Source organism: Pseudomonadales bacterium, from assembly GCA_041395945.1.
GTDB lineage: Bacteria > Pseudomonadota > Gammaproteobacteria > Pseudomonadales > Azotimanducaceae > SZUA-309.
Map to the genome: position 1 here is coordinate 1346600 of JAWKZN010000001.1, position 11873 is coordinate 1358472.

Genomic DNA, 11873 nt, shown 5'->3' on the forward strand with positions numbered 1-11873 from the left:
ATCGCTGAAGTTGGTGGTAGACTGGCCGACCCCACGGATGCTACCCATGTCCGCAGTCAAACATTTCCGCTTCGAAGGTGAATTCAGGATGCGACGCGGTCGCCTGCGCAACCCTGTTTTCGCCTACGAAACCTGGGGCATCCTCAACCCTGCGAAAGACAACGCAGTGCTGATTTTTACCGGCCTGTCCCCTTCGGCGCATGTGGCCTCCTCGGAAGAGAATTCCGCGTCCGGCTGGTGGGAAGATATGGTGGGACCTGACAAACCTATAGATACGAGCCGCTACTTCGTGATCTGTGTGAATTCTCTGGGGAGCTGTTTCGGCTCTACGGGTCCGGCGAGTCCGGATCCCGGGACCGGGCAGCCCTATCGACTGACCTTCCCGGTTCTGTGTCTGGAAGACGTAGCCAATGGCGGTGCGCTGGTGCTGGACCACCTCGGCATTGATCGCCTGCACGCGGTGGTGGGTGCGTCCATGGGCGGTATGACGGCGCTGGCATTCGCCCTTCTGCATCCCTCTCGCAGCCAGGGGTTGCTGTCCATTTCTTCGGCGGCGCGCAGCCTGCCCTTTTCCATCGCAGTGCGTTCCCTGCAGCGTGAGATGATCCGCAGTGATCCAGCCTGGTGCGACGGCAACTATCCGCTGGACCGCAGTCCGGTGACCGGTATGCGCCTGGCCCGCAAGCTCGGCATGATCACCTATCGATCGGCGGACGAGTGGACGGAAAGATTCGGCCGCGAGCGCGCCTCGGGCGACGGTGCCTCCGGGCCCCCGCCTTTCGGCATCGATTTCGAAGTGGAGTCCTATCTGGAAGCCCATGCCAATCGCTTCGTGGGCACATTCGACGCCAACTGCTATCTGTATCTGTCCCGTGCCATGGACCTGTTTGATGTGACCGATCACGGTGGCAGCCTGACTGCCGCACTGCGTCGAACCGAGCTTGCCCGGGCACTCATCATCGGTGTCGAGACCGACTTTCTTTTTCCGGTGGAGCAGCAGGAGGAACTCGCGATCGGGCTCAAGCAGGTCGTCGCTGATGTGAGCTTCCGGCGCCTGTCATCCATTCAGGGACACGACTCCTTTCTGGTGGACATGGACCGGTTCCGGCCTGCGGTGGCGGAGTTTTTCTAGGGAGACGTGAGACCGGATCAGAGTCTCCCCGGCAGGCCCATTTCAGACTTCAGGGCCTTCGTCGTCAGGGACTGCAGCGGCACGAATCAGCTCGATCATGGTGGGCGAATCCGCGTAGCCGCCAAACAGCAGGCGTCGTCTTCCCTGCTGTTCGATCAGCACACTCGGCAGGGCACTGGTGCCGTAGCCTCGCGATGAGGCGAATTGCGACTTTACCCGACTGTGGAGTTCGGTACTGTTGAGGGCTTCGAGGAACTCTGCCGCTGGCCATTCGAATTCTTCCGCAATCCGGGCCAGCACATCCGCCCTGCTGATGTCCCGCCCCTCTACAAACAGGCACTGCTGCAGCCGGTGCAGAAAACCGAATGGTGGTCGCCCGTGTCTTCTGCGCACGGCTTCAATCGCGATGCAGGCCAGTGTGCTGTTGTAGATCAGTCCACGGGGTACCACCATGCCGAATTCCTGGCCGGTGGTGGCCCTGACTTCACGCCAGATGTGCAGCAGATGTCGTCGTCCGTACTCGCCTATCGGCTGACTGCCGTGGGTGTTTATGCCGCCCAGGAGCAGGTCGAAGGCCACTTCGCCAGCCAGAACATGGACAGCTTCTTCGACGGCAGCCGACATGCCCCAGCACCAGGAACACATCGGGTCTGTCACCAGGAGTATCCGGACCGGATTCATAGGGCGGTGACTTCCCAGGCAGCCGGGGCGACGGTTCCGATGCGGGCTGCAGCGGTAAACCCCGCTTCCCTGAGAGCCTGCAGGCAGCGTGCCGCATTGGCTTCGGGCACCGCCGCCAGCAGTCCACCGGAGGTCTGAGGATCCACCAGCAGGCTGCGGATGTCCTGGGAAATCTGTGGGGATAAGCGGAAGCGATCGAGCACCTTCTGATTCTGGGTATGCAGGGAACTGCGAATACCCCCGCCGATCAGTTCGAGGGCGCCGGGGAGCAGGGGCACCTGTTGTGCCGCAAGCCGCACACCGGTACCGGACGCGGTGAGCATCTCGGCAAGATGCCCCAGCAATCCAAAACCGGATACATCGGTGAGGGCACTGACACCCTCGGCCCTGAGCACCGGGAGTGCGTCCGCATTGGACTGCTCCATCTGTTTGAGAGCGGTATGGAGTAGACGGCCGGACACACGCCCGCGCCGGTTGGCCGCCAGCAGCACGCCTGAGCCCAGAGCCTTGGTGAGAATCAGGGCATCCCCATCGCGCAGTCCTGCACGGGTCAGGATTGCCTGGCCGTCCATATCGCCGGTGAGGGTCAGAGTCAGGGTAAGGTCGGCGCCTTCGTGGGAATGACCACCCACCAGAAATACACCGTGCCGGTTGAGCACTTCCAGAGCACCGAGCAACAGAGCATGCAGGTCCTCTTCCATCATGGCTTCCGACATCAGGGGAACGCTCGCGCAGGCGAGCGCATACCTGCCCCTGCCGCCCATCGCGATCAGATCGTTCAGACAGTGGTGGGCCAGGATGCGGCCAAACCGGTAGGGGTCCGACAGCATGCTCGGAAAGCCGTCCACGCTCAGTATCAGTTCCGGTTCGGTAACCCGCACGACGGCAGCGTCGTCCCCCACACCCAGCAGCAGGTTCGATTCTCCCTGCCGCGGCAGCCGGGCGAGCACCCGATCCAGAAGACCGGCGCCGAGCTTTGATCCACAACCAGTGCAGCGCATGGGCTCCGGCGCTTCGGGCTGCAGGATTCGCGGCAGCACCCCCCCTCCAGGCGCCATCGGTTCCGGAAGCCGGCTGAAGCGTTGTACGAAACGGCGATCTATCCAGCGCTTCCATCGCCAGACCCAGCGGCCGTAAAGGGACAAAGCGCCCCGGGCAGCCACCGCGCGCCCATCACCCGTGCCGGCAATCACCAGATGTGCCGGCTGAGCGTGATAGCGGCGCAGGCTGCTGCCGAGGAGGCGCCGCCGCAGGTTGGCGGCCAGCACACCGCCCTGACGCACGGCATACACACCAGCCTTCGATCGTTCCTGGCCTTCGAGACAGGCGATATCACCGGCAGCGAATACCTGGGAGTGGGAGAGAGAGTTCAGCGTGGCATCGACCCGCACAAAACCGGCGTCGTCGGTGGCCAGCCCGGCACTGCGTGCCCATCCAGGCGCGGCGACCCCGGTCACCCAAAGCAGATGATCGAATTCGAGAGATCTGCCGTCTTCCGCTTCGAGCCGGGCAGCCGAAGTTGCGATCACTCGAAATCCCTGCAGGACTTCGATTCCGCGACTGCTCAGTATGCCGCTCAACCTGCGCACCACACGCCCGGGCAGGCCCGGCAGCAGCCGATCCGTGACCAGCACAAGACGCACGGCCCGGGGAAGCAACTGGCGCAACGCCAGGATCAGTTCCACACCACCGGCTCCCCCACCCACCACAGCCAGCGTATCGCCCGCTGCAGCCGCTGTTCGAATCTGCTCGAGCTCAGGCAGAAAGCGGCCGATCGGCTTTACACGGGTGCCAAATGCGCCAGTGGTTGCAGGAATGGCACCCGTATTGAGTGACAGCAGATCGAAACGCAGCGCCGGGTGTGCGGCAAGTTCGATCCGGTTGGTCTGCAGATTCAGAGCGACCAGTTCATCCGCAATGAAGCGCGCCCCCGCAAACGCTGCGAGCGGCACCAGATCGATGTGGATGTCATCGTGGGCATACTGGCCGGCGATAAGACCGGGCAGCATCCCCGAATAGGGCGTGAGTGTTTCACGTGAAATGAGGGTGAGTCGCACACCGGGTTGCGGGCGCATACCAAACCGGCGCAGTACCTCGACATGCGCATGGCCACCACCCACCAGTACCAGATCACGGAGTGCGGGTACCGTGCTCACTGCACTCCGGTTACGTCGATGAATCAGTCGTCCAGATCCAGATAGTCCAGATCGGTATTGAGCTTTTTCTCTTCCATGCGCGCCTCGATCGCCCGGCGAATAGCCAGCGATCGCGCATTCTGGTCCTTCTGGCTCAGCGCCTCGTCTACCGCACGGAGATCTTCCCGGGAGTCGTCGTCGAGATCGTCGATTTCATCGACTTCATCCAGCGCGCCGACATCCGCCTCTGTGGATTCATCGCCATCCAGGTCCTCTTCGAGGTCCTGTTCTACTTCGTCTTCGCGATCACTCATCGATCAAGTCCGGCTTCCTGGAACACCTTGAAGGGGCACCTCGTTTGAATGCGGTGTTTTTAGCACGAAGCAGGTCACTGTCAAGCGCTTTCGGTGTACGCCGACTGAAGCAGGCAGAGGGGACGATGTCGGTGGGACAGAGAGCTTCTGGACTCAGACGAGAACGGGCAGCAGCAGATAGCCGACAAAGGCCAGTACTGCAAGCAGGCTGAGGGTGTCTGGAATGCCGATCTTCTTCATGTGGCCTACGCTACGACGCGTCCGGGCGCCTTGGAAGAATCAAATTTCGCTATGGATATAACCGGGATTGATGTGCAGGCCGTTCAGGTCCATTGAAGAATGGCGAAGAGACTTACCGGCGCCACGATCAGCCACAGCAGCAGGCCGTGCCAGAGCACCCTGCCATGAATGCGGCGCACCGTGGTTCGGGTGAGCTCCGTGCCGATGAAAAACAATGCACACACGAGCAGGGCCTTGCTCAATGTCCCTGCAAGCGTGGTGATCTGAACGGGTATGGGCAGCAGCGACGCTGCAGCGGTGGCCAGCAGAAACGACAGTATGAAGCCCGGGATGCGCAGGCGCACATTACCCTGCCCGGCCATCAGACTGGCGCCCAGGGCGAGGGGAATCAGCCAGAGCGTGCGCCCGAGTTTGAGGGTGGTCGCGACTTCACTGGCCTCATCCCCATAGAGGGTGGCAGTCGCGATCACCGAGCTGGTGTCGTGGATGGCGAGAGCGGACCACAGACCGAATTGAATCTGGGAGACATCCAGCCAGTGGCCGATCAGCGGAAAGGCGAGCAGAGCAACCACGTTGAGCAGAAACACCAGTCCCAGGGCGACTGCCGTGTCTTCTGCTTTAGCACCCAGTACCGGGCTGAGGGTGGCGATCGTGGTACCTCCACAGATGGCAGTACCCGCAGCCAGCAGCTGGGCGGGAATCTTCTCCACGCGCAGCAGCCAGCCGAGCAGCAGGCCGAGCGACAGAGTGCTCACCACGAACAGTGCGACTGCCCAGGTATAGCTCGCAGACAGGGACCACACGGTCTCCAGATGCAGACGTAAACCAAGGAGAACAATGGCCGTCTGCAGGCAGTACCGGCCAAGCAGACCGGCCCGGGGGATCGGTATTCGATTCAGTGTCAGCGCGATGGCGCCGCCAGTGAGGAGTGCGGCGGCCGGATTGCCGAGCATGATGAGCGGTACCAGCAGCAGCGCGCACAACAACAGAGTTCCGGTATACGCCGGCCATGTCTGCCCGCTGACTGCCATTCAGTGGGCGGTGTTCAGGGTGTCCGCATAGGCTCTGACGGCGGCGGCAACCGGAGCCTTGGTCACAACCGGGGCAACCTGTTCGAGAACATCCTCTACCTCCCGGCCACGGCGCATTTCGCCTGCCGCCCAGAGCATACCGGCCCGATTGCCGGATGCGCAGTGCAGTACGACCAGGGCTTCCTGGGGTGCTGAGTTCAGTAGCGCGTCGAGTGCGAGGACCTGTTCGTCCCGTATGTTTGCCCCGTCTACCGGCAGATTGTGGTACGTAAGACCCAGGTCCTGGGCTTGTGCCTGTTCTGTCGCAGTGCCTTCTTCCGCTGTTCTTAAATCGATGATCACCACGGCACCCGGGAAGCCAGCCTTCAATGCGGGAAGATCCGGCGGGCCGGCGATCACCAGATTGTCGCCGATCCACAAATGAGGATCACCGAACGGCTCCTCTGCGGCATTCGTCCACGCTGCTGTCAACAGTCCGGTGCACAACGCGATCAGTGCAATGAAAGGGCGGCAGGTTGCAGGCATGGTGTTCCTCCGGATGATTTCTGAATCAGGCAGCCATGCGCTTGTGCAGCAGGCTGAGGTCAGCGGTGTCGAGCTGGCCGGCGGTGAGATTGTAGGGTACCGCAACGGTCATGAGTGCCGGGGCAGACAGAGTACCGTCCCGCGTGTTCCGGAACGCTACGAACTCAGCCTCACTCACACCATCGCGGATATGGATGTTGTGCGCGCGCTGCTCGGCGACCGTGGACAGATACCTGTGGCTGCGACCGCCGGGTGCATAGTCGTGACACATCAACAGCTTGGTTTCATCGGGTTCGGCGAACAGTTGCTGGATCGAGCGGTACAGCGTCGCGGAGTCTCCTCCGGGAAAGTCGCAGCGGGCGGTGCCGTAGTCGGGCATGAAAAGAGTATCCCCCACCAGGATAAAATCGTCGAACTGATAGCCGACACAGGCCGGAGTGTGTCCTGGAAGCGCCAGTACCCGACCGCAGGCGTGGCCAAGGCACAGCTTTTCACCCGCATCCAGCAGGCGATCGAACTGGTGTCCGTCCGGGACAAGCGGACTGTCCGGACACCGGGGCACAGAATCGGCAAAAGTTTCCTGCACCTCGATCACGCCACGGCCGATGCCCGTTTGTGCACAGACAAAGTGGGATTTCAGATAATGGCCGGCGGAAAGATGGTCGGCATGCACGTGTGTTTCCAGCAGCCACTCCACAATGAGGTCGTTGGCTCTTACAAAATCGATAATCCGGTCGGCACCCGTGGTGGAGGTGATACCCGTGGCGGGATCGAAGTCGAGCACCGGATCGATGACCGCACAGGTCCGGGAGCCCGGCTCTGCCACCACATAGGAATAGGAGCTGGTGGCTGAATCGAGGAACGCAGCGACCATCGGGTGCATGTCAGTCTCCAAGGCTGGGTTGATACCCACTTTATTGCATCAGGGGCCGAATTATTTTCTATTTATTTCCTGCAGTAGGCAGGATAGCCTAATAACCAACCGTTAAAATGCCGATTTCTAGAGAAATATTCCTCAGCTTGCGGGTATTACCATGGAAGCCATCGATCGACTCGACAGCCGCATTCTCGACCTGTTGCAGGAGGATGCCTCCCTGTCCAACGCCGAGCTTGCTGAACGGGTGGGACTGTCCGCCAATGCCTGCTGGCGAAGGACCAAGCGTCTCGAAGAGCGGGGCATTATCCGCAAGCGGGTCGCCCTCCTCAGTCAGGAGAAGCTCGAATTGAAGGTCACGGTGTTCGTCGGTATCAAAACCAACGAACACAACGAGCACTGGCTGAAGAACTTTGCGGAAGGGGTAAAAGCCATTCCGGAGGTCGTGGAGTTCTATCGAATGAGTGGCGACGTGGACTATCTGCTGAAGATCGTCGCCCGGGACATTGCCGACTACGATCGGGTGTATAAAAAACTGATTGCCGTAGCCCCCCTGCATGACGTGTCTTCGTCATTCGCAATGCAGCGGATCAAATCTTCGACCGCCCTTCCGCTCGGTTGAACAGGCCGCAGCGGCCGGTAACCGCGCGCTGAGGACGGATTTTCTCCCGCTGCTCAGGCGGCAGCCCGGAGTGCGTCTCCGACGATGTTGAAAATTTCCGAGATGTCGGATTTGTCCATCACGAAGGCGGGACCGAACTGGAGTGTGTCGGCACCGTAACGGACATAGAGCCCGCGCTGCCAGCACCACATGGCGATCTCGTAGGGTCTGCGCGCCGGTTCCCCCGGATGAGCTGCGAGGGTCAGCGCACCCGCGAGACCCAGGTTACGGACGTCGGTCACATGGGGATGATTGGCCAGACCGTGTATACAGTCTTCGAAATGTCCGGCCTTGTCTCTGACCTGGCCGGCGAGATCGAGGGACTCGAACAGATCCAGCGCCGCGAGTCCTGCCGCACAGGCCAGTGGGTGACCTGAGTAGGTGTAGCCATGGGGAAACTCCACCAGATACTCGGGTCCCCCGTGATCCATGAAAGTATTGTAGATCCCGGCGCCAACCACCACGGCACCCATGGGGATCACACCGTTGGTGAGTTGCTTGGCGAAGGTCGCGATGTCGGGTGTCACGCCGAAAAATTCAGCGCCTGTGGTTGCGCCGCACCGGCCGAAGCCGGTAATGACCTCATCGAAAATCAGCAGGATGTCGTTGGCATCGCACAGTGCCCGGAGTCGCTGCAGATAGCCTTTCGGTGGCGGCAGTACACCGGCCGATCCCGCAAAGGGTTCGACAATGACCGCAGCGATGTTTGACGCATCATGCAATGCAATCAGTTCCGCGAGTTCGTCCGCCAGGTGCGCACCCCGGGAGGGCATCCCCCGGGAAAAGCGGTTTTCCGGCAGCAGCGTGTGGGAAAGATGATCAGTCTCCAGGGTGGCGCCGAACAGTTTGCGGTTCGCCCCGATACCTCCGACGGAAATGCCACCGAAATTGACACCGTGATACCCCTTCGCGCGCCCGATCAGGCGGGTTTTGCCCGGCTGACCCCGCTGGCGCCAGTAGGCGCGCGCAATTTTCAGGGATGTCTCCACGGCCTCTGAGCCGGAGTTGGCAAAAAAAACGTAGTCGAGCCCATCCGGAGTCAGCTCGCGGATCCGCTGAGCAAGTTTGAATGCCCCCGGATGACCGAACTGGAAGGCCGGCGCATAGTCGAGCTGTTCCGCCTGGCGGGCGACGGCGGCGGTGATTTCGCTGCGCCCGTGCCCCGCACCGCAGCACCACAGGCCGGACAGGCCGTCGAGAATCTGGCGGCCATCCGCACTGCGATAGTGCCAGCCCTGCGCCCCGACAATGATTCTCGGATCGGCCTTGAACTGCCGATTGCCGGTGAACGGCATCCAGTAGGCGTCCAGTTCTGCAGCGTTCATCGATACTCCTTCAGATAATCCTGCACCGAGGCGATCTTCCGTTCTTTGGCTTCGAACAGACTCTCGAGATGTTCGCGGGAGTTGACGATGCCCATGGCGGCGATACTGCCGTCTTCATCTATGAGGACGCCATAGGGCAGTTTGCTGACGCCAAAGGCACGACCCAGGGCTTCCGAATGCAGATAGGGCAAGGCGTCCAGATTTTCATCCTGCACAAACGCCCGGTGCACGGCGACCTCGTCGCCATCGCTGCACAGCACCGTATCAAGCCAGGTCTCCGTCCTCGGCAGGGAGCGCACGGCGGGTAACAGTGAGCGGCTGATCGGACAATCCGGGGAGACGAAAAGCAGCAGCTGGCTGCGCGGGGAAGGACCGCCGACGCTGAAAGGGCGCCCGGCCAGCGAGGAAACAGTGAGACGGGGTGCAGCCTGACCGACTTTCAGCAGCGCGTTGACCATCAGTGCACCCGCCGGAGCGATCCGGCCGAACAGCCCCGCAATCTGCAGCCGCAACACGCCGACCAGGGCAGCCAGCGCAGCGATGCACAGCCACAGCGACCAGTGGGCAATCATCAGCAGTTCATCCATGCTCAGTGATTCGGGATGCGTACTGATTGCTGAGCAGACGTTCGATGATCACATAGAACAGCACCAGTCCCACCACCAGAGCGCTCACCAGCGCCCAGCCGGCGGGGCCAGGATCGAGACCGGCGTCGACCCGGGGTGCCGCCAGCACCAGCAGCACACCATTGCGCAGCAGCAGCCAGCCGGAAAGTGGAGTCGGGGTATCCCCACACCCGCAATCAATCGCCGTGTTACCTCGCAGCAGATTCACGGTGATCGCCAGGGTGTAGAGGGCGAGCAGCGCGAAGGCCAGACCGGAGGCGATACCGGCAGGTAGGATCAGACAAAGCACGGCAACCACTTCCAGCACCACCAGCAGGACCGCGGCGCTGTGCACGAGCGGCGCCGGCAGCAGCCCGTAGGCTTCCAGAGACGCACGGAAGCGGCTGAAGCGACGCAGCTTGTGATGCAGGCTCAGTCCGAATACCGCAATGAGGGTACCCGTGGCAGTCATGTGAATCACCCAACCCAGCATAGGATTCCAGACCGCTGTCTAGGTATTCGAGGCCTTATCCCCTGCGCCGCCGGCAAGCTCCTTCATCCTGGCTTCGAAACGGTTGCGGATGACTTCAAAAGCCTTCGCCTGCGCACCGGCGGCCGTTTCGGAGAGCTTCTGCATGTTGGTGAGCGCTTCTTCGATGACCTCCTTGCTCAATGCCGACTGCCTCTCCAGTGCCTCATTCGCCGAACCCGGCATGCCCTGGGTCAGGGAATCCTGCCAGCGCTTCACGGCACTTTCGAAGATCTCGCGCTGTTGTTCGGCCAGCGCCTGCCAGCCTTCGTTCATCGCCTTGCCCGCCTCCTGCAGCGCCTCGAAATTCCTGCGTTCGGATTCTAAAATCGCACTGACATCCACGCCAGGTACTTTGAACTGCTCGCGCATCTGCTCCAGCACCTGCTCTATGTTCAGATTGGGCCATCCGAACGGGTTGCTCTGCTGCGCGTCCTGCTTGTCTGACATCTCTTCCTCTCATTACCCGGCTCGGGTTCCTGGTGTGAATCACTCGCTATGCGCCTCGTGGGGATTCTTCGCCCCGTCGTGGCATTAGTCAAACTGCGCCGGATCCGTAGAATGTCCGCCTGGGCTGGCCTCTCCGGCATTGCGGGACTACGAATTTGGATCCACTTTCACAGGCAGCACTGGGTGCGGTGGTTGCCCAGAGCGCCGGTCAGCGCCAGCTGGGTCTGCGCGTGGTCGCGGTCGGCGCAGTCGCCGGCGCGATGCCCGACATCGATGTCCTGTTTTCGATCAACGGCGATTTTATCGACCAGCTCATCACCCATCGGGGTATCACCCATTCCCTGTTTTTCGCCCCGGTGGCGGGCCCTCTTCTGGGCTGGCTCGTCTGGAAAGCTGAACGACCGCCGGTACCCGGCACCGCGCACCAGGACCGCGTGCGCCTGTATCGATGGATTCTGGTTGTCAGTCTGGCGATTTTCTCCCATCCCCTGCTGGACCTGCTGACGCCGTACGGCACCCAGCTGCTGCAGCCTTTCAGCGATACCCGCTTCGCGATCAATGCGATGCCGATCATCGATCCCGTTTACACACTGCTGCTGCTGCTTGGCCTCGGCATCGCCTGGCGGTTCGCGAAGGCAGATGTTTCCAACAGCGTACCGGACACACCCGCGCGAGCCCGGCCAGCGCAGCTGACCGCCCTGTTGACTCTGATCCTTTCCACCGCCTATCTCGGCTGGGGTTGGGCGCTGAACCGTCATACGGAAGTCATCGCTGTGCAGCAGCTTGCCGCGCAGGGAATCAGACCCGTACGTCTGGCCGCTTTCCCGACCGTGCTGCAGATTCACTACCGGCGCGTGGTTGCACGTCTGCCGGATCAGGACCTGGTTGGTTACTACTCCAACTGGGCACCCTGTGAGATCACCTGGCGCGGCGCGACCAGCGCCGGGGGACCGCTGCTCGACAGCTACCGGAATACCAGGGAAGGACGGGTGTTCGACTGGTTTTCAATGGGCTGGACACACTACAGCCTGAGACCCGGCAGCGGTGGATATGATCTGATCGCCAGTGACCTGCGTTATGGTTTCGACGAGGATCCAGCCCGCAGCATATTTTCCCTGTCGACCAGACTCGATTTCACCGGGCTGATTCGCGCACCCATTGCCGTCGGTCGAGACATGAGAATGGACCCGGGAGACACGCTTGCGAATCTGCTGACAGCAACCTACACACCCGTGTGCCGGTTCCTGCAGTAACGGGAACCGGGGTGCGGTACAGGGCCCCATCCCGCACAATGCGCCGGGAGCGGCAGATGCGCCGGGAACGGCAGATGCGCCGGGAACGGCAGATGCGCCGGGAACGGCAGATGCGCCG

Annotated in this window: 13 protein-coding genes; 3 read left to right on the forward strand and 10 right to left on the reverse strand. The window is 61.6% G+C overall.

Translation table 11 applies throughout. The annotated features are described in order from the left end of the window. Window positions 1–46: 46 nt before the first annotated feature. The gene (locus R3E82_06315) at window positions 47–1132 is read left to right on the forward strand and encodes a homoserine O-acetyltransferase (GenBank protein ID MEZ5550480.1); all 1086 of its coding nucleotides are present in this window, start codon (window positions 47–49) and stop codon (window positions 1130–1132) included. A gap of 42 nt (window positions 1133–1174) precedes the next feature. Here R3E82_06315 and R3E82_06320 read toward each other — a convergent pair whose 3' ends face one another. From R3E82_06320 to R3E82_06345, 6 genes are all read right to left on the reverse strand, one after another. Next, window positions 1175–1789, reverse strand: coding sequence for a DsbA family protein (locus R3E82_06320; GenBank protein MEZ5550481.1), 615 nt, complete (start codon window positions 1787–1789; stop codon window positions 1175–1177). Window positions 1790–1809: 20 nt separating this feature from the next. Next, window positions 1810–3969 carry a selenide, water dikinase SelD gene (gene selD, locus R3E82_06325; protein ID MEZ5550482.1) on the reverse strand — a complete coding sequence of 720 codons (2160 nt, stop codon included), beginning with the start codon at window positions 3967–3969 and terminating at the stop codon, window positions 1810–1812. A gap of 23 nt (window positions 3970–3992) precedes the next feature. Next, window positions 3993–4262 (reverse strand): hypothetical protein, encoded by a 270-nt coding sequence (locus R3E82_06330; protein MEZ5550483.1) that lies wholly within the window; start codon window positions 4260–4262, stop codon window positions 3993–3995. Window positions 4263–4585: 323 nt separating this feature from the next. Then, window positions 4586–5533 (reverse strand): putative sulfate exporter family transporter, encoded by a 948-nt coding sequence (locus tag R3E82_06335; GenBank protein ID MEZ5550484.1) that lies wholly within the window; start codon window positions 5531–5533, stop codon window positions 4586–4588. Further along, a complete protein-coding gene (locus R3E82_06340; GenBank protein MEZ5550485.1) occupies window positions 5534–6058 on the reverse strand; it encodes a sulfur transferase domain-containing protein in 525 nt (174 codons plus the stop codon). It lies immediately after the preceding gene. Between the two features lie 25 nt (window positions 6059–6083). Continuing rightward, entirely contained in the window at window positions 6084–6941 is an 858-nt protein-coding gene (locus R3E82_06345; GenBank protein ID MEZ5550486.1) for an MBL fold metallo-hydrolase, read from the reverse strand. 160 nt (window positions 6942–7101) lie between these two features. Between R3E82_06345 and R3E82_06350 the strand changes: the two genes are divergently transcribed. After that, a complete protein-coding gene (locus R3E82_06350) occupies window positions 7102–7554 on the forward strand; it encodes an Lrp/AsnC family transcriptional regulator (protein ID MEZ5550487.1) in 453 nt (150 codons plus the stop codon). 53 nt (window positions 7555–7607) lie between these two features. On the opposite strand, the gene R3E82_06355 is transcribed toward R3E82_06350, so the two are convergent. Genes R3E82_06355 through R3E82_06370 form a run of 4 tightly spaced genes read right to left on the reverse strand, consistent with a single transcriptional unit; the run spans window position 7608 to window position 10502 of the window. Next, entirely contained in the window at window positions 7608–8918 is a 1311-nt protein-coding gene (locus R3E82_06355; protein MEZ5550488.1) for an aspartate aminotransferase family protein, read from the reverse strand. Further along, a complete protein-coding gene (locus R3E82_06360) occupies window positions 8915–9505 on the reverse strand; it encodes a hypothetical protein (GenBank protein MEZ5550489.1) in 591 nt (196 codons plus the stop codon). Before R3E82_06360 ends, R3E82_06355 begins: the two co-directional genes overlap by 4 nt. Further along, entirely contained in the window at window positions 9498–10016 is a 519-nt protein-coding gene (locus R3E82_06365) for a MauE/DoxX family redox-associated membrane protein (GenBank protein MEZ5550490.1), read from the reverse strand. Before R3E82_06365 ends, R3E82_06360 begins: the two co-directional genes overlap by 8 nt. Before the next feature lie 18 nt (window positions 10017–10034). Continuing rightward, a complete protein-coding gene (locus R3E82_06370) occupies window positions 10035–10502 on the reverse strand; it encodes a phasin family protein (GenBank protein MEZ5550491.1) in 468 nt (155 codons plus the stop codon). Between the two features lie 155 nt (window positions 10503–10657). On the opposite strand from R3E82_06370, the gene R3E82_06375 reads away from it, so the two are divergent. After that, window positions 10658–11755, forward strand: coding sequence for a metal-dependent hydrolase (locus R3E82_06375; GenBank protein ID MEZ5550492.1), 1098 nt, complete (start codon window positions 10658–10660; stop codon window positions 11753–11755). Window positions 11756–11873: the final 118 nt, after the last annotated feature.

Coding starts and splice junctions, on each gene's coding strand:
- R3E82_06370 (MEZ5550491.1), bottom strand. CDS start 10,502: ATGTCAGACAAGCAGGACGCGCAGCAGAGCAACCCGTTCGGATGGCCC.
- R3E82_06340 (MEZ5550485.1), bottom strand. CDS start 6,058: ATGCCTGCAACCTGCCGCCCTTTCATTGCACTGATCGCGTTGTGCACC.
- R3E82_06345 (MEZ5550486.1), bottom strand. CDS start 6,941: ATGCACCCGATGGTCGCTGCGTTCCTCGATTCAGCCACCAGCTCCTAT.
- R3E82_06335 (MEZ5550484.1), bottom strand. CDS start 5,533: ATGGCAGTCAGCGGGCAGACATGGCCGGCGTATACCGGAACTCTGTTG.
- R3E82_06360 (MEZ5550489.1), bottom strand. CDS start 9,505: ATGGATGAACTGCTGATGATTGCCCACTGGTCGCTGTGGCTGTGCATC.
- R3E82_06355 (MEZ5550488.1), bottom strand. CDS start 8,918: ATGAACGCTGCAGAACTGGACGCCTACTGGATGCCGTTCACCGGCAAT.
- R3E82_06365 (MEZ5550490.1), bottom strand. CDS start 10,016: ATGCTGGGTTGGGTGATTCACATGACTGCCACGGGTACCCTCATTGCG.
- R3E82_06315 (MEZ5550480.1), top strand. CDS start 47: ATGTCCGCAGTCAAACATTTCCGCTTCGAAGGTGAATTCAGGATGCGA.
- R3E82_06330 (MEZ5550483.1), bottom strand. CDS start 4,262: ATGAGTGATCGCGAAGACGAAGTAGAACAGGACCTCGAAGAGGACCTG.